Source organism: Enterococcus sp. AMC2644, assembly GCF_058216475.1.
On sequence record NZ_CM177095.1, the window covers coordinates 1,028,776 to 1,050,000 of the forward strand.

At 35.7% G+C, this 21,225-nt stretch carries 24 protein-coding genes, 2 rRNA genes and 2 other annotated features (1 of these 28 only partly in view); of the genes, 7 read left to right on the forward strand and 19 right to left on the reverse strand.

Annotated features, from left to right (window positions below; translation table 11 throughout):
* Positions 1–6 precede the first annotated feature (6 nt).
* The 3 genes from aspS to AC4BC5_RS04975 form a co-directional block, all read right to left on the reverse strand.
* Positions 7–1,779, reverse strand: coding sequence for an aspartate--tRNA ligase (gene aspS / locus AC4BC5_RS04965; protein WP_490497069.1), 1,773 nt, complete (start codon positions 1,777–1,779; stop codon positions 7–9).
* A 4-nt stretch (positions 1,780–1,783) separates the two neighbouring features.
* On the reverse strand, positions 1,784–3,076 hold the full coding sequence (gene hisS, locus AC4BC5_RS04970; protein WP_490497070.1) for a histidine--tRNA ligase: 1,293 nt from the start codon (positions 3,074–3,076) through the stop codon (positions 1,784–1,786).
* 80 nt (positions 3,077–3,156) lie between these two features.
* Positions 3,157–3,361 (reverse strand) — a binding site (T-box leader).
* A gap of 88 nt (positions 3,362–3,449) precedes the next feature.
* On the reverse strand, positions 3,450–3,695 hold the full coding sequence (locus AC4BC5_RS04975; RefSeq protein WP_490497071.1) for a hypothetical protein: 246 nt from the start codon (positions 3,693–3,695) through the stop codon (positions 3,450–3,452).
* 139 nt (positions 3,696–3,834) lie between these two features.
* Here AC4BC5_RS04975 and AC4BC5_RS04980 point away from each other — a divergent pair, with 139 nt between their 5' ends.
* From AC4BC5_RS04980 to AC4BC5_RS05000, 5 genes are all read left to right on the forward strand, one after another.
* Positions 3,835–4,278, forward strand: coding sequence for an acyl-CoA thioesterase (locus tag AC4BC5_RS04980; RefSeq protein WP_490497072.1), 444 nt, complete (start codon positions 3,835–3,837; stop codon positions 4,276–4,278).
* 100 nt (positions 4,279–4,378) lie between these two features.
* Positions 4,379–4,543 (forward strand): hypothetical protein, encoded by a 165-nt coding sequence (locus AC4BC5_RS04985; protein ID WP_490497073.1) that lies wholly within the window; start codon positions 4,379–4,381, stop codon positions 4,541–4,543.
* 118 nt (positions 4,544–4,661) lie between these two features.
* Positions 4,662–5,717 carry an FUSC family protein gene (locus AC4BC5_RS04990; RefSeq protein ID WP_490497074.1) on the forward strand — a complete coding sequence of 352 codons (1,056 nt, stop codon included), beginning with the start codon at positions 4,662–4,664 and terminating at the stop codon, positions 5,715–5,717.
* Positions 5,718–5,794: 77 nt separating this feature from the next.
* Entirely contained in the window at positions 5,795–6,568 is a 774-nt protein-coding gene (locus AC4BC5_RS04995; protein ID WP_490497075.1) for a threonine/serine exporter family protein, read from the forward strand.
* Complete coding sequence (locus tag AC4BC5_RS05000) at positions 6,565–7,008, forward strand: threonine/serine exporter family protein (RefSeq protein WP_490497076.1); 444 nt, start codon at positions 6,565–6,567, stop codon at positions 7,006–7,008. The genes AC4BC5_RS04995 and AC4BC5_RS05000 overlap by 4 nt, the downstream gene beginning before the upstream one ends.
* A gap of 276 nt (positions 7,009–7,284) precedes the next feature.
* Here AC4BC5_RS05000 and AC4BC5_RS05005 read toward each other — a convergent pair whose 3' ends face one another.
* From AC4BC5_RS05005 to infC, 6 genes are all read right to left on the reverse strand, one after another.
* On the reverse strand, positions 7,285–7,653 hold the full coding sequence (locus AC4BC5_RS05005) for a hypothetical protein (RefSeq protein ID WP_490497077.1): 369 nt from the start codon (positions 7,651–7,653) through the stop codon (positions 7,285–7,287).
* A 723-nt stretch (positions 7,654–8,376) separates the two neighbouring features.
* Complete coding sequence (locus tag AC4BC5_RS05010; RefSeq protein WP_490497078.1) at positions 8,377–9,762, reverse strand: M24 family metallopeptidase; 1,386 nt, start codon at positions 9,760–9,762, stop codon at positions 8,377–8,379.
* A 124-nt stretch (positions 9,763–9,886) separates the two neighbouring features.
* The gene (locus tag AC4BC5_RS05015) at positions 9,887–10,651 is read right to left on the reverse strand and encodes a DeoR/GlpR family DNA-binding transcription regulator (RefSeq protein WP_490497079.1); all 765 of its coding nucleotides are present in this window, start codon (positions 10,649–10,651) and stop codon (positions 9,887–9,889) included.
* A 313-nt stretch (positions 10,652–10,964) separates the two neighbouring features.
* Positions 10,965–11,324: a 50S ribosomal protein L20 gene (rplT, locus tag AC4BC5_RS05020; protein ID WP_490497080.1), complete on the reverse strand. Its 360-nt coding sequence runs from the start codon at positions 11,322–11,324 to the stop codon at positions 10,965–10,967.
* 38 nt (positions 11,325–11,362) lie between these two features.
* Entirely contained in the window at positions 11,363–11,563 is a 201-nt protein-coding gene (gene rpmI / locus AC4BC5_RS05025) for a 50S ribosomal protein L35 (RefSeq protein WP_016176000.1), read from the reverse strand.
* Between the two features lie 37 nt (positions 11,564–11,600).
* Complete coding sequence (infC, locus tag AC4BC5_RS05030) at positions 11,601–12,122, reverse strand: translation initiation factor IF-3 (protein WP_016176001.1); 522 nt, start codon at positions 12,120–12,122, stop codon at positions 11,601–11,603.
* Positions 12,123–12,162: 40 nt separating this feature from the next.
* Positions 12,163–12,289 (reverse strand) — a sequence feature (ribosomal protein L20 leader region).
* A gap of 98 nt (positions 12,290–12,387) precedes the next feature.
* Between infC and AC4BC5_RS05035 the strand changes: the two genes are divergently transcribed.
* A complete protein-coding gene (locus AC4BC5_RS05035) occupies positions 12,388–13,176 on the forward strand; it encodes a nucleotidyltransferase domain-containing protein (protein ID WP_490497081.1) in 789 nt (262 codons plus the stop codon).
* A gap of 25 nt (positions 13,177–13,201) precedes the next feature.
* Here AC4BC5_RS05035 and AC4BC5_RS05040 read toward each other — a convergent pair whose 3' ends face one another.
* The 8 genes from AC4BC5_RS05040 to msrB all read right to left on the reverse strand — a co-directional run bounded on the left by AC4BC5_RS05040 (position 13,202) and on the right by msrB (position 20,222).
* Positions 13,202–14,368 (reverse strand): pyridoxal phosphate-dependent aminotransferase, encoded by a 1,167-nt coding sequence (locus AC4BC5_RS05040; protein ID WP_490497082.1) that lies wholly within the window; start codon positions 14,366–14,368, stop codon positions 13,202–13,204.
* 11 nt (positions 14,369–14,379) lie between these two features.
* Complete coding sequence (locus tag AC4BC5_RS05045; protein ID WP_490497083.1) at positions 14,380–15,165, reverse strand: carbon-nitrogen family hydrolase; 786 nt, start codon at positions 15,163–15,165, stop codon at positions 14,380–14,382.
* A gap of 149 nt (positions 15,166–15,314) precedes the next feature.
* Positions 15,315–16,649, reverse strand: a complete 1,335-nt coding sequence (gene nox, locus AC4BC5_RS05050) for a H2O-forming NADH oxidase (protein WP_490497084.1) — start codon at positions 16,647–16,649, stop codon at positions 15,315–15,317.
* Positions 16,650–17,017: 368 nt separating this feature from the next.
* On the reverse strand, positions 17,018–17,485 hold the full coding sequence (locus tag AC4BC5_RS05055) for a low molecular weight protein-tyrosine-phosphatase (RefSeq protein ID WP_490497085.1): 468 nt from the start codon (positions 17,483–17,485) through the stop codon (positions 17,018–17,020).
* Between the two features lie 4 nt (positions 17,486–17,489).
* Positions 17,490–18,059 (reverse strand): TetR/AcrR family transcriptional regulator, encoded by a 570-nt coding sequence (locus AC4BC5_RS05060; RefSeq protein WP_490497086.1) that lies wholly within the window; start codon positions 18,057–18,059, stop codon positions 17,490–17,492.
* A gap of 14 nt (positions 18,060–18,073) precedes the next feature.
* Positions 18,074–19,072, reverse strand: coding sequence for a Holliday junction branch migration DNA helicase RuvB (ruvB, locus tag AC4BC5_RS05065; protein WP_490497087.1), 999 nt, complete (start codon positions 19,070–19,072; stop codon positions 18,074–18,076).
* A gap of 10 nt (positions 19,073–19,082) precedes the next feature.
* A complete protein-coding gene (ruvA, locus tag AC4BC5_RS05070; protein ID WP_490497088.1) occupies positions 19,083–19,688 on the reverse strand; it encodes a Holliday junction branch migration protein RuvA in 606 nt (201 codons plus the stop codon).
* Between the two features lie 96 nt (positions 19,689–19,784).
* Entirely contained in the window at positions 19,785–20,222 is a 438-nt protein-coding gene (msrB, locus tag AC4BC5_RS05075) for a peptide-methionine (R)-S-oxide reductase MsrB (RefSeq protein WP_490497089.1), read from the reverse strand.
* A gap of 130 nt (positions 20,223–20,352) precedes the next feature.
* Here msrB and AC4BC5_RS05080 point away from each other — a divergent pair, with 130 nt between their 5' ends.
* Positions 20,353–20,838, forward strand: coding sequence for a cupin domain-containing protein (locus AC4BC5_RS05080; RefSeq protein ID WP_490497090.1), 486 nt, complete (start codon positions 20,353–20,355; stop codon positions 20,836–20,838).
* A gap of 126 nt (positions 20,839–20,964) precedes the next feature.
* Here the strand turns inward: AC4BC5_RS05080 and rrf are convergent.
* A 5S ribosomal RNA gene (gene rrf, locus AC4BC5_RS05085) occupies positions 20,965–21,080 on the reverse strand.
* 81 nt (positions 21,081–21,161) lie between these two features.
* Positions 21,162–21,225, reverse strand: a 23S ribosomal RNA gene (locus AC4BC5_RS05090) (it continues 2,850 nt past the right edge of the window).

Consider the following 21,225-nt stretch of genomic DNA (forward strand, 5'->3'; position numbering starts at 1 on the left):
ATGAGATTACTCTTCTTCTACAGAAGTAACATCAATATTCAATTCAAACAACTGTAATGGTGATACGGTACTTGGCGCTGCAGACATTGGGTCAACTGCTTTTCCGTTTTTAGGGAAGGCAATGACTTCACGGATATTCTCTTCACCAGCTAATAACATTGCTAATCGGTCTAAACCTAAAGCAATTCCACCATGTGGAGGGAAACCGTAGTCTAAAGCATCTAGTAGGAAGCCAAATTGTTCTTGCATTTCACGACGAGAAAAACCTAACGTTTCAAACATTTGTTCTTGGAGATCACGTGTATGAATCCGTAGTGATCCGCCACCTAATTCATAACCATTTAAAACAATATCATAAGCTTCAGCATAGACTTTTGCCGGATCAGTTGCCAATAATTCCACATCACCTGCTTTAGGTAAAGTAAATGGGTGGTGGGCAGAAACGTAACGACCAGCCTCAGCATCATATTCAAATTGTGGCCAATCAACTACCCATAGGAAATTGAACGCTGACTCATCAATTAATGCCAATTCTTTTCCTAAACGTGTACGAATTGCTCCTAAAGTCGCTGAAACGATATCAAAACTATCTGCACCAAACATTAATAAGTCGCCAACCTCAGCATTTGTTGCTGCAATAATTGCATCTGTTGCTTCTACTAAGAATTTAGCGATTGGCCCTTTCAAACCATCTTCTTCGACTTTCAGCCAAGCTAAACCTTTCGCACCAAATTGGCTTGCATATTGACCTAAGTTATCCATATCCTTACGAGAATATTTTGCAGCAGCGCCTTTAGCATTTAACGCTTTAACAACCCCACCATTTTGCAATGCCATTTGGAAAACTTTGAAATCAATGTCTTTCACTGTTTCTGATAAATCAATTAATTCCATGTCAAAACGAGTATCTGGCTTGTCACTACCATAGCGATTCATCGCTTCATCCCAACTCATACGAGGAAATGGTAAAGTAACATCCATGCCTTTAACTTCCTTCATAACTTTCGCAATCATTTGCTCTGTATATTCTTGAATTTCATCAACCGTTAAGAAAGATGTTTCAATATCAACTTGAGTAAATTCTGGTTGACGGTCCCCACGTAAATCTTCATCACGGAAACAACGAACGATTTGATAGTAACGATCAAATCCAGCATTCATCAATAATTGTTTAAAAATTTGTGGTGATTGCGGTAATGCATAAAAATGCCCTGGATGGACACGGGATGGGACCAAATAGTCACGCGCTCCTTCTGGTGTTGATTTTGCCAGATACGGTGTTTCAATGTCTAAGAAATCATTATCATCTAAGAAACGACGAATAGATTGTGTAATTTTTGTTCGTGTAATTAAATTTTTTGTCATATTTGGACGACGTAAATCTAGATAGCGATATTTCATACGAACTTCATCGCCTACATTTGCATCTTCTTCAATTGGAAATGGTGGTGTTTTTGATTTGCTTAAAATAGTGATTTCATCAATCATTACCTCATACTCACCAGTCACCATTTTAGGGTTCACTGCTTCTGGAGCACGAGCAATCACTTCACCAGTCACCTCAATTACATATTCGCTACGACAAGTGTCTGCTATTTCCCAAGCTTCTTTTGATAATTCTGGATTAAATACAACTTGGACGATGCCTTCACGGTCGCGTAAATCGATAAAGATAACGCCTCCTAAATCGCGACGTTTTTGTACCCAACCTTTTAATGTTACTTTTTGGCCTAATTGTTCTTTTGACACGCGGCCACAATAAACTGTACGTTTTGCCATTTGTTTACTCCCCTTTAGTCATTTCATCATAAATTGTTGTGAACGATTCATAGATTTCCGTTAACGGTACACGTTTTTCTTCACGTGTCGCCATTGCTTTAACATTAATCATTCCAGCTGCTAGTTCATCTTCGCCTAGTGTGAAGACCAAGGTTGCATCTTCTTTATCAGCAGTTTTAAATTGCGCTTTGGCTTTTCTATTCATAAAATCGCGATCAGCAGAAAAACCTGCATTACGGATAGCCTGAACAACTTTCAGTGCTTCAATATTTGTTGCTTCTCCTAGGTTCACGACATAGGCATCCACTTTATTAAAGGCTGGAAGAACCACTCCCTCTGCTTCTAATACAAGTAAAATTCGTTCGATTCCCATCGCGAAACCAAATCCCGGAGTTTCTGGTCCACCAAGATCTTCAACAAGTTGATTGTAACGACCACCTGCACAAATGGTTGACTGTGAACCCATTCCTTTAGCATCGCTCATGATTTCAAAAATGGTATGTGTGTAATAATCTAATCCACGAACCATATTAGTATCAATTTCATAAGGTATTTCTAACGCATCCAACATTTTAACAACTTCTTCAAAATGCTTTTTAGCAGTTTCGCTTAAATAGTCTAAAATAGATGGCGCAGCCGCTACAAATTGTTTATCGCGCTTGTCTTTACTATCTAAGACACGTAATGGATTTTCATGTAGTCGACGTTTTGAATCTTCGCTTAATTCAGCTTCATGTGGTTCTAAGTAATCAATCAATGCTTGACGATAATTTTGGCGTGTTTCTTTATCTCCAAGCGAATTGATTACTAAACGAATTTCTTCAATTCCCAATTGTTTGAAAAATTCCATTGCCATAACCATTGTCTCAACATCAGTCGCTGGATTTTCAGAACCAAATGCTTCCACTCCAATTTGGTGGAATTGACGTAAACGACCTTTTTGCGGACGTTCATAACGGAACATGGGTCCTGTGTAATACACTTTGTATGGTTTAGCATGTTCTGGACCAAATAATTTATTTTCTACGTAAGAACGAACAATTGGCGCAGTTCCTTCTGGACGTAGGGTCACATGACGATCCCCTTTATCATAAAAATCATACATTTCTTTTGAAACGATATCTGTCGTATCTCCCACACTACGGGCAATTACTTCATAATGTTCAAACATCGGTGTACGAATTTCGTTATATTGATAATCTTTAAATAATAAACGCGCTGTCTCTTCAACAAATTGCCATTTTTCGGATTCTCCTGGCAAAATATCATTCGTGCCTTTTGGACGTTGATAACTCATTTCTCTTCCTCCCTAAATAATGAAAACTAACCTTAACAGACTATTGGGGTGCAAAAAATAAAAAATCGCCCTTGTTTTTACACAAGGGCGAATTATTTCGCGGTACCACCTAAATTTGAAAGTCTAATGCTTTCCTCTATGCGAATAACGCTCGCTCGCGGAGTGGCTTTGCACACACTCGCCTCCAGACTGTCTTTCTGCCGCATGTCTTAAACTACTTTCAGCCTTGGTAGTTCTCTCTTTAAAGTCTCAATTGCTGCATACTCGTTCTTTCACTGGCTTTTTTCCGATATTAGCTATACGGTACAGGAAAGCTAGTGAAAAGTCAAGATTTTAGAAACAACATTTTCAGAAAACTCGCACGATTCTATTTCTATACCTGCTTGTTTTTTTCTCGTCTTTCTTTTCGTTGTTGCCGTCTCTCTTCTCGTTCAATTTTACGTATCTTTTCTTGAAATGAAAAACCAATAATGGCTAAAACTGCCAAGATATTTGCTATTGTTGCTACACCTATCATCCATTTGTTTCCTGAAGTATAAAATAAGATGTTTAAGGCTACGACATATAAAATTATTACGTAACGATACATTGCCATTCGTTGTTTCACTAACCAGCGCATCTGTCTCTCTCCTTTTTCATTGAGTATACACCCGATGAGAATGATTCTCAATTAACTTTATTCAAAAAAAGATTCTTGCATCCCACTATTTCTAACCGTAAACTAATAAATAGAAATTAATAGAAAGAAGGGGTTTTGTTTGACCTTATATTCAGGATACATTCGTCAACCACACTACTATGAAACTGACCAGATGAGTATTATTCATCATTCCAATTATATTCGTTGGTTTGAAGAAGCTCGCGTTGATATTTTAAGTTTTTTAAATTTGCCTTATCAAAAAATTGAAGAAGCAGGAATTATTGTCCCAGTATTAGAAGTAAGCTGTCAGTATAAGGAAATGATCCGTTACGGAGATACTGTACGCATCGATGTTTTTGTTGAAAAGTACACTGGAACACGTCTTGATTTTTGTTATGAAATTCGCAATACTAACAATCATTTACTAACTACCGGAACTAGCAAACACTGTTTTTTAACCAAGGAAACACAACGGTTAGTACAGCTTAAAAAAACTGTCCCAGAATTTCATAAAATATTCGCAGAATACGCCCAATTACAAAAGAAAATTCATGAAAAATAGTGATTTTCTTAACAATTATTGGAATTTTATTAAAACGAACGCGTTCTCTTTGATTTTTATCTCCTCCTTCGTATAATTAATGGTAGAGAGGAGTGGTTTAATGTACGCAATCAAAGTGTTTCACGGTTACATCTCTAAAGACGGACAACGTACAAGAGAAAAATCCCCAGATAAATTGTTGATTTTCAAAGACAAAAAACAATCTGAAGCATTCGCAGATAAAATCGGCGGCCGTGTGAAAAAATTAGAAAAAAACCAAGTCTGAGTCTTTTTTGTTGAAAAGTTACTCAGGCTTTTTTCTTTACATAAAAAATCTATCACAAGCGTGTTACATTCACTGTTTATATTTGTCATGTTATCCTTATCCTATAAGGAGTGAGTAGATGAGCAAATCATTATTAAAAGAAGTTTTTCATTTAAATAAGTCTAAAATTAATCCCATGCAATTAATTGGTTCCGGAGTGTGTATGTTTGTTATATTATTTTCAGGTTATTTTTTAAATAATATGGCAATTGCCAGTTTTGGCTCATTTGGGATTTTTGTGTTTCTTTATTATCAGCATTTACCGCTAAAGCATTTATTAATCCGCTTGAGTGCTGTTGGAAGTTATATTTTCATCAGTTATCTACTAGGAGTCTTAGCCACACATATGGATTGGTTGTCCCCTCTTATGGTAGGGCTTATTGCCTTTATCGGTCGTGTTTTCTTTCGTCTGTATAACATTACTAAACCAGGTGCTTTTTTTGGGGTAATGGTAGCGGCAATGGGTTCCAGCACAAAGCTTCCCTTAGCAATCTTGCCTTCTGCTTCGCTATATTTTCTTATGGGGATTGGACTGTCATTACTTGTTGCTGTATTGGTGCATGCTACTGAAAAAACATCTGCTGAACCTGTATCAAAAATTCCCTTATCTCAACGGTTAGCAAATGATCCTGCGGTTATTTTAGACGGTATTTTTTATTCTGGCGTGTTATTTTTTGCAGTTTATCTTAGCCAAGGCTTGCAATTAACTAATCCTTATTGGTTTGTTGTTTCAACAGCTGCGATTTTACAAGGTGATAATCTACGAGCCATGTTACACCGAAATATCCAACGTATCTTTGGTACAACAATTGGGCTAGGGATTGCAGCATTATTATTAAGTTTGCCACTCTCAATCATTCAAACCCTATTAATTATTACTGCCTTATATATGATTGTTGAATGTTCGATTCGTTCAAATTATGCCTTAGCAAACTTTTTTATTACTCCCATGTCTTTAATGTTGGCTGGATTAATTAAACATCAATATGTTACTTCATTATTGCAAGATCGATTTATTGGAATTGTTTTAGGAAGTTTATTAGGTTTGTTGGCTGCGTGGGTTATGACAGTTGGTTTGGAATTTTATAATAAAGCATTTCATCTCCATGAAAACTTAGACAAAGAAAATGACTAGCAGATTAATCCTCTGCTTTTTATTTTTTATAGCAAATGATAGAATAACCTGAGAACTTATGAGGGGAATGATTCTAATTGAATCAACAAGAACGATTTGATCTAATCTATGATATTGGTGAAACACTGTTAAAAAATGGTGCTGAAGTAAAACGCGTGGAAACAACTATTACACATGTAGCGCAGGCCTTTGGTTTAGAAGATTTTGATAGTTATGTATCGATCCATGGTATTTTTCTAACAGCAAACCTTAATGACAAAACCTTTCAAGCGAGAGTGCGCGATACCCCAATTTCACCGATTTCATTAGGACGAATTGATGCCATTAACACCTTATCACGTCATATTACAGAAGGAAAAATAGGCCCTGCGGAAGCTCGAGAGCAACTGCATAACATTCAACAAGAAACCTTTAGTCGTCTTCCTTTAAAATTTATTGCTTACATGTTAGGTAGCGCAAGTTTTTGTTATATTTTTGGTGGTACACTAATTGATTCATTAGGGGCTTTTTTCTTAGGTATGCTTTTAGCTTGTTATAATTTATTTATTGCCCCAAAATTGAAACTATCGCAAATTATTATTTATGTAACAAGTAGCTTTATCGTTAGTCTTTGTGCAGCTTCCATGACCGTGCTTTTCCCTAGTCTAAATTTAATGAGTCTGATTACAGGCGGTATTGTCTCGCTTTTACCTGGAGTCGCTATTGCGAATGGTATTCGGGCACTTTTTGATGAAGACTATCAAACAGGTTGGACCCAAATTTTATACGCTTTAATTACTGCTCTCTCTGTTTCCATTGGTGTCGGCTTAGGTTTACTCGTTATCAATCAGTTACAAGGAGTTTCCTTATGACTATTTTTATTCAACTACTTGCTAGTTTTCTTGGAACGATTGCCTTTGCTATCTTTTTTGATGCACCAAAAAAATACTATCTTTATTGCGGCATCATCGGTAGTATTGGCTGGGGCATTTATCTACTGACCAATCATCTTTGGCAATCAACAGTTATTGCAACTTTTGTGGCTGCTGCTGTTTTAATCTATTTATCTCGTGAAGTCTCTTACGGATTACGCGCGCCAGTAACCATCTTTTTAATTTGTGGGATTTTTTGTCTCGTACCTGGTTTAGGAATCTATCAATTTGCTTATGATTTTTTCTTAGGTGACTCATTAGATGCAGCGAATACCTTTGTCAAAGTAATTAAAGTATCTATCGCCATTGCTTTAGGAATTACTTTGGGATATGAGTTGCCCCCAACTTTTTTCTATATGTATCGTCGTCGGCAAAAATAATCAACAGCATCCGAATCATTATTGTAGTGCCTCCAAAAGCTAGATAAAAAAAGCTAACATTTTGGAGGTCCGTACATATATAATGGATAGGATGCTTTTTCTTACACCCAAACAAGTTACTAAGTTATGCAAATTTATCAACAATCCATGAAAAATTTCTACTTGTTACCTACAGCTTAAGGTCTCATCATAATTGAACCTTCCTCCAAAAACACTTGAAAACAACATCAAATTTGGGTTCATTTTAACAATCAAAATACAAATTCAGCGACTTCTTTATTCAATAGTCAAGACAATGTATTCTTCCCCGGCCTCTTCAATTGTTTGATGGTACACATGTTTACCAATAATTTCGCAGGATTGTTTTACTTCTTCAAGATTCCCAGCCACTTCAAAGTAACATTCTTGTTCATTTTCTTTATTTAATTCATCATAAAAATCTGATACATATAAGCTATAGGTATCCAATAAATCTTCAATTACATAAGGCCCATATAAACTGCCTACTTTCTCTTCTCCAAGTTCAGGTTCAAATGAAAAACTTGTTACGTATTCATTGCCAAATTGATAAATGTTTTCAGCAACAGGTACATATTCTGCCTGATTTTGATATTTTTCTGCAACAAACTTTTTAATATTTTTCATTGTTTTCCTCCTTATTTTCCCAACAAGATTCTTCCGTCGGACAAGCATTTCAAACATATTCGATATCGTAAGCAACTTTTTTTGACACGATCTTTGCCATATTAATCGGCAATAAAGCCCAGCCTCCTATTATTCTTTGTATGTGTAACCTCTTATTATCGCTATTGTACCACAGAAAAAAAACATCAATATGTTTATTGTTGACGTTCACGCATGGAGTTACAGTGAAGGTAGACCACAATCTCTGCATATAAAACGAGAACGTTTCAAGTGTTGCACTATTTTTCTACCACGAAGAAGAGGAATTGTGAACGAGTGAGATGTGGGCCATCTTTAACGATTTATCCTACATTTTTACAGTCGCATTTTCGACAGAACGTGGGGGTAGAGCTTAATTTCTCAAAAATAATCTTTTTGCTATTTTTTGACTAGTAAAAAAGTGTTGAGAGAAAACCAGAAAGTTTTCCATCAACACTAAATATTATAGAACCGAAAAAAGAAGGCTGAGACCTAAAAGAGAAAACTCAACCTTCTGAATCTGATTTTGAAAACTAGTATGGGGTTCTCAAACATTCAATTTTTTAGAAGAATCATTTCCTATTGAAAACAATAGGACTATAAAATTTTTATGCAGTTTCTTCAAAAGAATGATTGTTTGCCAAAGAATAGTTTACAAATTTAAATCTGAATACACAAAACAATTCATATCAGAAAAGTTTTCCTCTACTTTTCAATTCGGAAAGCCATTTCGTAATCTAGTAAATAAGGTCTGTAATAAGCAACAATATCATTTAATGGTAGAATGTCCTCAGAGATAGAAATCTGTAATGTGTTTTTCAAATATGCTCTACGTCTGCTAATTCGTTCCCATACTTCAGGATACTCTTTAGCAATTTCTGTACGTAATTTTTGATCAGCGATTGCAATACCATCCTCGCAACCAACTCCTCCAAGTCCTTCAATTTTAGGAATTATATCAATTTGAAACATCTGACCACTTTTAATTTTTGCAGTAGACTTAGGATAAAACGGTGAAGACAACCATTCTTCATCTGAAGTAAAATGACCTGGGTTAAGCTCCCAGTGATATGTTTCTTTAGGTAAAACATTTTCTATACGATTAAAAATCTCCGAAGCCTCCACTCCAATTTGGATACTTTCTAACCATGTTACTACTGCTCGATAGTATGGTTTCGCCAAAGATTCTTCGAAAAGTTGTTTGGAAGAAGGCAAATCTTCTTTATTTTTTGCTACATATGCTGATCGACTCGACAACCCACCTTTATAACCTACAGATGCAGAAAATCCATCTCCTAGTTCTAGCTTCTTATTTCTTGGGTAGATAATTGCATCAGTAAATCTCTCACCGCTAGCACAAATAGTTGTAATAGTATTAGGTTGACCGTCCATACTCAGATGATTAGCCAAAGATATCTCTGTTTTCCCAACAGCTACCTGATTAAGCGTCTGCAACATTCCCATTCCTGCAAGGGTTGCTCCGTACTCATAATGAGCAATCTCGTTAGCATTGTTCACCGTTCGTATTCCTTGATCAGCTGAAATAAGGATATCGCTTCCGTTAATTAAACATTCTTCATCTTTTATTATTTTCTTTAAAGAATCTACAATAAAAAATGGAACATCAAAAAGATACTGATTTTTTTCAAATTTCGAGGTGAAATGTTTCCAACCTATAAGTGCAACTTGACTGCTTTCTCGGATGTTTGTTTTTCTGAGTAAACTCTCTAAAGTTTCCTTATTTTCCATGGGTTGATTGGGTAAAGAAAAATAAGGAACGTGGATTAACTCTGCTTTGATTCTTGAATAATTCACCATTTTAGTATTTTCATTTCCTAATAAAAGAAAAGCTTTTCCATCTCTATGGATAACCAATAAAGCTTCCTCGAATCTTGGAATAAAACCTGTAAAATATTCGAAATTAGCACCATGCTCTCTATCAGCATAGATAATAACTGTATCCAACTTCCTTTTTTTCATTTGAGCAAGTAGCTTACTCTTTCGTTCTTCCATCGTTTGTTTCGTTAAATCCACGGGTATAATTGTTTGGGATACTTCTGGTAATTCTACCTTCGCTAAATTTACATTCATCTTACTATTCTCCTTTTTCTATTATATTTACACAAACATATTAACATAAAGTAACATCAAAGTAACTTATTTTAACAAAAAAGCCGTGATTTTTATCTAAAATAGTAAAAATCACGGCTTTTATTTATTTTACTGCTAAAATTTCTGGTTGCACTTCTATTTCTTTATCAAAAAAAGCATGTATCTCAGAATAATCAGTAACTATCTTATCTACATCTCCAATAACACCTACTTCATAAAGTAATTTTTTACCTACTTTACTTCGGTCGAAAACTAAAATTGTTTGCTTAGAATGCGCAACTACACTTCGCTTTACCATCGCATCTTCTTCCGAATGAACACTCATTCGGCCATTTTGAGAAATGCCTTCTATACCAATAAAACAATAATCAAAATACAGTTCCTTAAGATATTCCAACGTTGAAATTCCTAAAAAACCATCCGACATAGAGCGATACTTTCCAGGTATAATATGGATATCCAAATTTTCAATTTTTGCAAAATGATTTGCTACAGATAAAGAATTGGTATAAAAAGTACAATTTTTCTTGTTCAGTAGCTCTAAAGCAACATAAAAGACTGTTGTACCAGTTTCCAAAAATATAGCACTTCCATCTGCTATATTTTTTACAGCTAATTTAGCAATTCTTTGCTTTTCTTTAACAAAGAGGTCTTGTTTAATAAAAATTGGATTTTCTAGAATATTAGCCCATTTATACATAGCCCCCCCATGAAAAAGTTCAGCTACACCTTTTGACTCCAATTCTTTAAGATCTCTCCCAATTGTCATTTTGGACACACCTAATTCTTCTACTAATTCAACAGTTGTAATGCTACCTTTAACTTTTAAAATCTCTAATATATATTCTTGTCTTTGCTTTTGATTCAACTTAACAATCTCCTCCATAGTAAGCACCTATTCTAGATTAATCATACTATTTATTTTAGTTTGATTCTAGTAAGTACAAACAAAAGATAGAAGTAATACATTTTAAAGAGAACAATTTCATAATAACTAAAACTTGAAAAATCAAAAACCAACTTATCCCCTTGCTATAACTAACTTTGTCCCAATAAAAATAACATGGATCTTTCCAAGTTGGTGACTCTATATATTTTTAATGTTGGTAGAAATTACTAGCACTCTTTTTTATGTACATATAAAAAAAATCCCCACTATTAAAATAGTGGGGAAAGAGTTCTTATTTAGCTAATGCAGATTTAGCTTGGTCAGCTAATGCAGTAAATGCTGCTGCATCGTTTACAGCTAAATCAGCTAACATTTTGCGGTTGATGTCGATTTCAGCAACTTTCAAACCGTGCATTAATTTAGAATAGCTTAAGCCATTCATACGAGCTGCAGCGTTGATACGTGCAATCCATAATTTGCGGAAGTCGCGTTTTTTCTGACGACGATCGCGGTATGCATAACTATATGATTTCATTACTTGTTCTTGAGCTGTTTTAAATAAAGTATGTTTTGAACCGTAATATCCTTTTGCTAATTTAAGCACTTTTTTACGACGTTTACGAGCTACTGTTCCACCTTTAACACGTGCCATGTTTAATTCCTCCTAATATATCAAATCTAGTAATTGGTTTATTTCATTCTTGCTAATTGTTGACGGATACGTTTGAAATCGCCACTTGATACCATACGTGCTTTACGTAATTGACGACGTTGTTTTTTAGTTTTTCCGTGGAATCTATGGCTAGTAAAAGCACGAGCGCGTTTTAATCCACCTCCGCCAGTACGTTTAACACGTTTTGCTAATCCGCGGTGAGTTTTTTGTTTTGGCATAACTAATTTCCTCCTCAAAATCTTTCGTTAATCAGTTTTATTTTTCGTTTTTAGGTGCAAGCACTAAGAACATGCTTCGTCCATCCATTTTCGCTTTTTGTTCTACTGTTGCAATATCAGTAGTCTCTTCTGCTAAACGATCTAGAACTCTTTGACCAATCTCTTTATGGGTAATGGCACGTCCTTTGAAACGGATAGAAGCTTTCACTTTATCGCCTTTTTCTAAGAATTTTCGTGCATTACGCAATTTAGTATTGAAATCATTTACGTCGATCGTTGGACTTAAGCGTACTTCTTTAATGTTAATTACTTTTTGCTTCTTACGGGCTTCACGTTCTTTTTTCTGTTGTTCAAAACGATATTTACCGTAGTCCATAATTCGCGCAACTGGTGGTTTTGCATTGGGAGCCACTAATACTACATCTAGATTTGCTCTCTCAGCAATACTTAATGCTTCTGCTTTAGATTTAACTCCTAATTGTTCACCATTTTGATCAATCAAGCGTAGTTCTCTTGCACGAATGCCGTCATTTACCATCATATCTTTAGCTATGGTCATTCACCTCCAAGTTATTTGAGAGAAAGAAAGAATTACCATTATGGCAATAAAAAAACGAGTTCTTCTACAAGAACCCGCGCGTACCCCAGCTAATCAATTAGTCGGAATCCTATTCTGCCCAGCAATTTATTCACTCAGGCGAGAAGCGGGTGCTTCTGCTTTCATTTCTCAACTTTTACATCATATCAAATTTTCCATAGACTGTCAATGGATAAACCATAATTTTCTTTTGTGGTATCATTATTTAAAAAGGAGTTGCTTTCGTATGAATGAAAAATCACTTATTGATGCTCGTACTAAGTTACTAAAACATGTCCAAACCTTAGCTGAAAAACAAACTTCTGTGCAAGGAATTTTCCTTGGTGGTTCGCTAGCAACGGGAAACCCTGATGCCTATTCTGATATTGATTTTCGGATTGTTCTCTCACCAACAGTAGACAAAGAACAATTTTTGAAGACATTTCTCAAAAAATTAGCCCCTCTTCTATTTATTGAAACACAAATGCCTTTTTATGCAGTGGTTCATTTTTCTTCTTTTATTAAATTAGATATCTTTGTCTATTTCCTAGAAGAATTGCAACCTAGTCCGTGGTTTGCCAACATTCAGATTCTAAAAGAGGAGCAACACAAGCTACAAGAGCTAAAAGTCGCTTCACAAAAACAAGCCTATCTACCAACTCAAGCCGAACTGGATTTCTTTTTAATGAAATATTATGCAAATCTCCATGAATTTTATCGTCGATCAAAACGCCATGAAACAATCTACGCACAAACATGTCGTTTCATGTTATTGCATTGCTTAATTTCTTTTTGGTATATGGAACAAGGACATCAACCAAACAATTTAGGTGATTGGAGCAAGTATGAAGGCTTGCGATCCCAGTTAACAGATACACAAAAGAACACTGTTCAGCAGCTTTTAGTTTTAGAACCACTTGATTTTATTAATACATTAATAGCTGTCACGCAAACTGCATTGAGAAAACTTTCTGTAAATCAAACACTTTGCTTTGACTCTGTGCACTACCAAAAAGTCACATCACTCGTTAAATAGACGGTAGCATCGCTACCGTCTATTTTTAAAAAGTTAAATTCAACGTGGAAATTCGGGCAACTGCTTCTTCTAATCGCTCTTCTTCAACTAATAATCCCACGCGCACATAGCCTTCACCACCATCGCCAAAACCGCTTCCTGGCGCGACTGCTACCGCAACTTCATTCAATAAGAACTCAGCAAATGAGCTACTCGTATAACCTTTTGGTACTGGCATCCACGCATAAAAAGCACCTGTAGAAGGATACGCTTGCCAACCGATTTGGGCAGCTGCTTCGACAAAAGCTTTCCGACGACGATTATATAAAGCAACCAATTCAGCTACTCCTTCATTACTTTTAAGAGCATGGACTCCAGCTTCTTGTAAAGCGGGAAATAATCCTACAAATAAATGGTCTTGAATGATATTAATCGCCTCGATAATGTCAGCATTCCCAGCCGCAAAAGCCACGCGCCAGCCTGCCATATTATACGTCTTAGACAACGTATATAATTCTATACCAACTTCTTTCGCTCCGTCACTCTGTAAAAAGCTAATCGGCGGTTCTTCTTCACTCCCTAATGCACCATAAGCAAAATCATGCACTACCGCAATATCGTTTTCTTTTGCAAACGCTACTGTTTGATCAAAAAAATCCGCATTTGCCTGTGCTCCAGTAGGATTATTGGGGTAATTCAAAAAGAGCAACTTAGCTTTCTTCAATATTTCTTCATCCAAATTACTGTAATCAGGCAAATACCCATTTTCTGGTAATAAAGGCAAAAATTCTTTTACTATTTGTGCAAAAACAACTCCGGATAAATAATCTGGATAACCTGGATCAGGTAACAAAATACAATCTCCTGGGTTTAATAATGCTAATGGTAATTCCACTAAGCCAATTTTTGAACCACCCATAACAGCAATTTCTGTGTCAGGATCAAGCGTTACACCATAATGTTCCAAATAGAAATCTGCTGCTGCTTGTTTAAAAAAATGATTTCCTCTAAATTGTGAGTATTTATGATTTAATGGATTCTCAACAGCTTTCTGGACAGCATGAATAATCCCTGGTGGCGTTGGTTGATCTGGATTTCCCTGCCCTAAATTAATTACATCCTTTCCTTCTGCAACTTCCTTATTTACTTGTTGGACTAAATTGGCAAAAAATTGCGTTGGTAATTCTTTTAGTATTTTCGATTGCTGTATCATTTTTTCCCCCCTCAATATAAATCCGTGCGTCGGTCTTCAAAAACAGGTATTTGTCCACGTGTTTGTAGCACTTCTTTGTGATCAATAGTCACCCGTCCAATTGTTTCTGTGTCATCTAGTTCTAGCAATATATTGCCTAAAGAATCGACGACTAAAGAATGTCCGCCAAATTGATTATTGGGATCTTTTCCCACACGATTCACCGCTACAACAAAACATTGATTTTCAATCGCTCTCGCTTGAACTAATTTTTCCCAATGTTCAATTCGTGGCGTTGGCCACTGAGCAGAAAGTAGCAATAAATCTGTCCCTTGTTGTGCACTTTTACGAAACCATTCCGGAAAACGCAAATCATAGCAAATAAAAGGAGCTGCTGAAAAATCAGCAATCGTTGTTTGCGTTAATTGTTTACCCGCATGTAAAAATTTTTCTTCTTCCATTAAGCGAAACAAATGGACTTTATCATATTGTGCGCGAATCTCTCCTGTTGGGGCAACAATATAGGTTGTATTAAATACCTTATCACCTGTCTGGCGTGCAATAGAGCCGCCAGAAATAAATACTTGATATTTTTTTGCTAATTTTGACAAAAAGACCTGCGCTGTGTTTCCTTCCTGATCGGCAATTTCAGATAATCGTGTCAAATCATATCCCGTATCCCATAACTCTGGCAATAAAACTAAGTCATTTGGTTGAAGTTTTGCTTTAGCAAACCACTCACTGACTTTTTGGCGATTTGCTTCTGGACTTCCAAAGATTACATCTAATTGAAGTAACACAATTGATAATTTCGACATCTTTCCACACCCCTCTTAATGTTTAATAAATGATATTTTAATGGAGCAATCATATCGTCAGAATTTTCAGAAGTCAATTACTTTACCGATATTTTTTTTCAATCACTTGAAAAAAACGACAATCTTTGAGCGATTGTCGTTTCCTTATTTTATTCAGCTGCTAAGGCTGCTTTATTAATATAGTTATATGGTTGGTTGAAATGTGGCAAGAAGAACAAGTCTAATAATGCTAGTTCATCAATGGTTACCCCACGTTCAATTGCTAGTGAGAACATATGAATTGCCATTGAAATCTCTGAAGTAGTTGACGCCATTTGAGCACCGACAATGCGACGTGTTGTTGCATCGTAAACAATACGAATTTTTACAGTGTCATTATGCTTCATAAATTCTGGTTTTTGTGTGTCTTCAAAATCAGTATATTTCACATCTAAGCCAAAACGTTTCGCTGCTGCTACTGAATACCCGGTTGAAACCATATTGTAACCAAAGATTGAAATTCCATTTGATCCTTGTACGCCAGGAGATTGAAGTGCATTACCGCCGATATTTTCACCAGCTACCATTCCAGTACGGACAGCATTTGTAGCTAATGCAATATACGCTGTATCTTGTAAAGCATTTGAATAAACTGTCGCACAATCCCCAACCGCATATACATCAGGATCACTTGTTTGTTGGTGACGATCAACTACGTAAGCACCATTTTTAAATAAATCTAAATGGTCTTTAGCCAATTCGTTATTTGGTAAGAAACCGATAGCATTGATAACTGCATCAACTGGATATTCACCTTTCGCTGTCACAACAGCTTCCACTTTGTCAGTTCCTTTGTATTCTTGAACTAGTTCACCTAAATGTAGTTCAATATCGTGATCTGCTAAGTTTTTATCCATTGCATCTGTAAACTCACGGTCATAATAACTTGGTAATGAACGATCTTCAGCATCAAATAATAAAACATTTTTGCCACGACGTTTCGCTGCTTCAGCCATTTCAACACCAATATATCCAGCACCAATAACGGCAACATTTTGGATTTCATCTGAAGCTAACAAGTTATCAATAAATTGACCTTCCTGGAATTTTTTCATAAAAGTAATATTTTTTAGTTCACGCCCTGGTACTTTTGGTGAAATAGGGACAGAACCCGTTGCTAAAACAAGCTTATCGTACGTTTCGACAATTTCTTCACCAGCAGCAGTAACACAATGAACTTCTTTCTTCGCAAAATCAATACGATCAACGGTTGTTTCCAAATAAACTTTTGCACCTTTTGCTTCAAAGTCATCGCGATTTGTATAAAATAACCCATCAACGCTATCGATTTGACGACCAACCCATAAAGCCGTTCCACAACTTAAATAGCTAAAATTGCTATTACGCTCAATCATTACAACTTCTTGATTTTCAAATCTATCTAATAGAACGTTCCCAGCAGCAATACCTGCGTGATTCGATCCAATAATTACTGTTTTTGTCATTGAAAGTTCCTCCTTTAATTTACAAGCTTATTATAGCTAGATTGTGAATTAAGAAACTATCACTTTTTTTTGCACAAGTAAAAAAAATGACATTTTTCTGGCAAAAACTTATTATATCAGTCTATTTTTCATTGATATTTTTTTATAACTTTATACATTGTGAAACAGATATCTTGCAAATTATATTATTTTAAACAAAAAAAGAACCTGTCAGCGGGGACTGACAGGTAAGGAGTAAAAATGAAAAAGTGTTTTGTTAGGGTTGTTTGTTGGTATGTTTATACTATAACCAGTAAGTGTGAAAAAAGTGTGATAAATTTATTTCATTTTCGTAAAACAATAATTGAATCAAATAAAGGACTAACTTTTTAGTCAGCCCTTTTATTTGATTCAAACTGTTCAGCCCACAAAGGTAACCCTGCCTTTATTAAGCGATAAGTCTGCTCAAAATCACCTGTATACCAAGGATCTGGAATAGCTTGATCTTCTTTCTCTGGTACGACTTCTTGATACAAATGGATTTTATGTTGGTACTTTTGTGGTGCCATCGCTAGCAGATCTTCTATATTATTGTGATCCATACCAATAATCCAATCAAATAGTTCAAAGTCTGCCAATTTGATTTGTCGTGAAAACATCTTTGAATAATCAATATTTTCTTTACGTAAAATTTTTTGTGTTACCGGATAAACCGGATTGCCAACTTCCCAACAACTCGTGGCAGCTGAATCGACAACTAAACCTAACTGATGTTCTACACTATATTTACGCATTAATCCTTCTGCCATCGGTGAACGACAAATATTTCCTAAACATACAAATAAAACTTTCGTCATTCATTTACTCCTCATTTCTTTGATAAATTCGATACGAATAAACCTCGATATCTTGTGCCAAACGTAAGAGTTGTGTAGCAATTTCTAACGGTGTCTCTTGAAAGTTCCCACGAATCCAGGCTTCTAAAATACCGCTACATCCAAAAGAAAAAAAGCGACTATAAAATTGAATATCTTGAGTAGATAATATTTGTTCTTCATCTGCTTGTCGGAACAGCTGATTAAAAATTTCTTGAACAACCCGAAAAAATTCGTTCATTAAAATATCGCGTTCACCTTTCAAAGTATTCTGGTAAAACACTTTTTTTTCTTGCATTGTTTTCAACATTTTTAATGCCTGCTCTTCCCAATTGTCTAAAGAAACCTCATCAGCTGATAGATATCTTAATGAATCATTCAAATAAACCCATTGCAACAATGCTTTTTTATCTGGAAAATGATAATAAAAGGTTTGACGATTAATACCGGTACGCGCAGCAATATCTTGGACACTGATTTTTGCCCATTCTTTTTCCTCACATAACTGAATATAAGCTGCAGCAATCGCAGCTTTAGTTTTTTTGCCCTCTGCCATTGTCTTCCTCACTTCTATTCTTGATAAGAGTAACCAAAATGTTCATATGCTAAAAGCGTGGCTACTCTTCCACGTGATGTTCGTTTTAAAAAACCTTTTTGAATCAAATAAGGTTCATACATATCTTCTACGGTTTCTCGTTCTTCTCCGATATTTACCGATAACGTGCTTAACCCAACTGGCCCACCACTATATAACTCAATCATCGTTTTAATTAATTTTTGGTCAATTAAATCTAACCCTGCACTATCTACTTGGAGCAAAGATAACGCCTTATCAGCAATTTTTTGATCAATGACTCCATTCGCTTGAACTTGAGCAAAATCACGCACACGTTTCAACAAGCGATTAGCAATTCGTGGTGTCCCTCTAGAACGGCGTGCTATTTCAATTGCACCTTCTTCAACAATTTCCGTTTGAAAAATTTCTGCAGAACGTTGAACAATTTCCTTTAAATCAGCTTCTTCATAATACTGCATATGTGAAATGATTCCAAATCGATCTCGCAATGGTGCTGAAAGCATTCCTGCGCGAGTTGTTGCGCCAATTAAAGTAAATGGCGGCAATGGAAAATGTACTGGATGAGCAGTTGTTCCTTGCCCTACCATGATATCTATATAAAAATCTTCCATTGCTGAATATAACATTTCTTCTACTACCCGTGGTAAACGATGAATCTCATCAACAAACAAAACATCTCCGGGCTCTAACTCATTTAAAGTAGCTACTAAATCTCCTGGCTTTTCAATTGTTGGGCCACTTGTTGTGCGAATATTAACACCCATTTCATTGGCAATTACCATTGCCATTGTTGTTTTTCCCAATCCGGGAGGTCCGTAAAGTAACACATGGTCTAATGATTCTTCACGATATTTGGCCGCTTGTATATAGATATTTAATTCTTGTTTTACTTTATCTTGCCCAATATATTGTGCAAAATACTGCGGACGTAGTGTTCTTTCAAGAAAATCATCCTCTTGATTCGTATTTGGCGAAATCATTCGATCAGTCATACGTTTCTCCTTATTTTTTCATCATTAATTTTAATCCAGCTCGTAAATATTCATCCGTTGACTGAATTGGTTCTTGTAATAATTGTTTATGGACTTTTTTTGTTTCCCTTTCACTATATCCCAATGCTTGTAAAGCTGCCATGGCTTCTTCTAACGCTGCGTTATCTGAAGTAGTGAATAATTCCATTGGTAATTCCCCTGTAAGCTCTCCTGCAAGTTCTCCAAGCTTTCCTTTTAAATCAAGAATCAATTGCTGGGCTGTTTTTTTACCTACCCCAGGAAACTTTGTTAAATATGTAATGTCTCCTGATTCAATTGCAGCGATTAGTCCTTCATGGTCATTATTTGCCATAATCGCTAAACCACTTTTGGGGCCAATACCTGATACGCTAATTAAGCGTAAAAATAATTGCTTTTCCTCTAAACTATTAAAGCCATATAAAGTATGCGCATCTTCACGAATCACTTGATGAACAAATAGTTTTACTTCTTGATCCATTTTGCTACTATAACGATAAGGATTTCCTGAAGCAATTTGGAACCCAATACCATTCGTTTCAATTACAATATATGCGGGATGAATTGCCGCAACTTTCCCAATAATATACTCGTACATAACTTTTCCTTTCTGTACATATGTTCCCTTTATTGTATCATAAAATGAAAAGGATATAAAAAAAACAGATAACCTATTTGCTATCTGTTTCCATCTTTATTTTACGTACTGTTGATATTCCTCATAACCTTTTTCTATCATTTCATCATATGGAATAAACTTTAATGCAGCAGAATTAATGCAATATCGTAATCCACCTAACTCTTCTGGCCCATCAGTAAATACATGACCTAAGTGTGAATCAGCTTTCTTACTCCGAACTTCTACACGTGGATAAATTAATTCATAATCCTTTTTTTCTTGAATCTCTGTAGTAACAATTGGGCGTGAAAACGATGGCCAGCCACACCCCGCATCAAATTTATCACTAGAAACAAAAAGTGGCTCCCCGCTTACTACATCTACGTAGATTCCTTTTTCATAAAAATTATCATATTCCCCTGTAAAAGGACGCTCAGTTGCATTCTCTTGGGTGACGGCAAACTCAATAGGTGATAATTTTTTCTTCAGTTCTTTTTTTGAATGTTCTGTCATTATTTCAACCACCTTACTTTTCTTCTCATTTTCCTCTGCTTCAATTCATTTGTCTATTTATTTGCTTATCAGTGTATAATGACTTTATGTAATATAGAAAGGAAGGTGATGGAGTTTTAACTCCACTCAAATGCAAACAGCAGAACACTGGATTCAACAATTACAATTAATGCCTCATGAAGAAGGTGGTTACTTCAAACAAACAGATAGCAGCGAGCAAACAATTGTAACTACCAATGGGCCACGCCCACTTTATACTTCGATCTTATTTTTACTCAATACCGATAGTCCTTCTCATTTTCATCGATTACAATCAGATGAAACGTGGTTTTATCATGAAGGAGAAACCTTGACCGTTCACTGCATTTTTCCAAATGGACATTATGAAGCCATCGCATTAGGCAAACATCCTCATTTAGGCGAAAGATTATCTTATACAGTTCCTAAAAATACTATTTTTGGTTCCAGTGTAGAAAATGGATTTGCTTTAGTTAGCTGTGTTGTCGCTCCAGGTTTTGATTATCAAGACTTTGAACTATTTACACAAAATGAACTGTTAGAAGATTATCCTCAACATGAAATAATCATTAAAAAACTAGCATATGAGACTATTTAACCTATTGTATCACTGTTCTTCTAGAGCAGTGATTTTTTAATTTGAAAAAATTTTTTTAAAAAACAAAAAAGACTATGGTAGACATTCTAAAATGGAATGACTACTATAGTCTCATCAAATGATATTGCGTGGCGACGTCCTACTCTCACAGGGGGCAACCCCCAACTACAATCGGCGCTAAGAAGCTTAACTTCTGTGTTCGGCATGGGAACAGGTGTATCCTTCTCGCTATCGCCACCACACTATTTAATTGAATGAACGTTGTTCATTCAAAACTGGATTTAAAGTAAAGGTCAAATCAACCTTGAATTCAATTTTTTCTTTTGGTTAAGTCCTCGATCGATTAGTATCAGTCCGCTCCGTACATCACTGCACTTCCACTTCTGA